Here is a 1,555-nt window from a genome sequence, read left to right on the forward strand (position 1 = left end):
GGGCATAATGGCGAAGCCGCCCCGCGTGTATGCGTCCCAGCGAACGTAGTGAGCGAGTTGATTGAGTTGTTATGTAGCGTTTTAAAAAAGAGCATGCCAGATAAATCCGTAGAGCACAAAAATCCCGCATGCTTGTAAATACTGTGTTTTGCTTACGTTCCCACTTCTAGCAGTTATGTAGCCAAAGTGTGTTACTACCATAGCCATCGCTAAAGGGAGAAGATAAAAAAACATCCCGGATTGATAAATTTTAGGAGATGGTTCAGGTGCATGGATAAAGATAGAGAGCACATACGTAAGGAAAAACAACTGAAATGCTAGATATCTAGGAAGAGTTCCTAAGGCCATGACTAGTTTATTCTGCATTGTGAATGTCCATATCCTTCAAGCTACATAACGCCCCGATAACGGGCGAATGCTTGCTGCGAGAATTGCGAAGCCGCAGCAAGTAGGCGTCCCAGCGAGCGAAGCGAGTGTGTTTATTGGTTTGTTAGTTCCCATCTTCTTCAATAGCAAAATCTAATTGTACAAATTGGTCAAACTGCCTAACAGAGGTTCCATTTACAACCTTTGGTTTATATTTCCAGCTAGCAAGTGCTTTGATTGCTTCTGCGTCAAAATACCCTGCAGGCGAAGACTCAATCACTTGAATGTTCTCAGTTTTACCCGTTTCACTAATTTCAAATGAGAGTTTAACCCAACCTTCAGTCGGAGCACTATCTTGAGTTTCAGGCGCACCTTTATCAATCGCGATGGCTGGGTAACTTAAGAAGCTAAAGAAGAGAGTAGCTAAAATCAAAATTTCCTTTTTCATAAACTGTCCTATTGGGAACTAACTACCCACTAAGGGGCGCTAATACATGGGCTAAAATTAGGAACGAAGTGACGCAGCCCATGTGTTAGCGTCCCAGCGAGCAGAGCGAGTGGCTTGAGTGGTTTGTTAGACTAACCGCCCGCAGTTCTGCGATAAGCCACCGACACTACAACACCTGTTAAAGCCGCGAAACCTGAAAAGCCGATGATAGCCTGAATAGAGGCTACCACTTCTGTAAAAGTATTTGCGGGTACAATATTTCCATAACCAAGTGTCGTAACGGTTACAGTACTGAAGTAAACATGATCCCAAACACTGCTAATAATATTTCCATTTGAATCGGCTACTTTACCTAACATGTAGAGGGCAGCAAATAATTTTATTGAAAGTATTAGTACTGTGAATACCGTCAGCGCAATAAATTTTGGATGACAATCAGGCTGGTGCCATCGTTTAATGGTGTCACCCCAACCAGTAAACGCGCCTTTACCTAAAAACGCTGAAATTATGTTTATTACAATGAATGGCCAAGGTGACCACCAAGCAGTAGCCCAAAAAAATATACAAATGATTGTTAAACCCAGAACAAGGCTGCGGTATTCATTGTCATTACTGAATAATTGAAATAGCTCGCTTTCTTTAAGTTTTTTCTTGAGGAACTTAATCAATGGTTTACTTCCTTGTAATTCACCACGTTAGTCTAACTTCTAGATAAGGGGCACAGGCATGTGGGGCATAATG

General features: G+C 42.1%; 2 protein-coding genes. Both read right to left on the reverse strand.

Features of this window, described 5'->3' with window-relative positions:
- Positions 1 to 490 precede the first annotated feature (490 nt).
- A complete protein-coding gene (locus tag KL866_RS19385) occupies positions 491 to 814 on the reverse strand; it encodes an energy transducer TonB (protein ID WP_214996581.1) in 324 nt (107 codons plus the stop codon).
- 131 nt (positions 815 to 945) lie between these two features.
- Positions 946 to 1,482, reverse strand: coding sequence for a potassium channel family protein (locus KL866_RS19390; protein ID WP_214996582.1), 537 nt, complete (start codon positions 1,480 to 1,482; stop codon positions 946 to 948).
- Positions 1,483 to 1,555: the final 73 nt, after the last annotated feature.

Origin of the sequence: Alteromonas sp. ALT199 (assembly GCF_018619335.1) — a bacterium.
Lineage (GTDB): Bacteria > Pseudomonadota > Gammaproteobacteria > Enterobacterales > Alteromonadaceae > Alteromonas.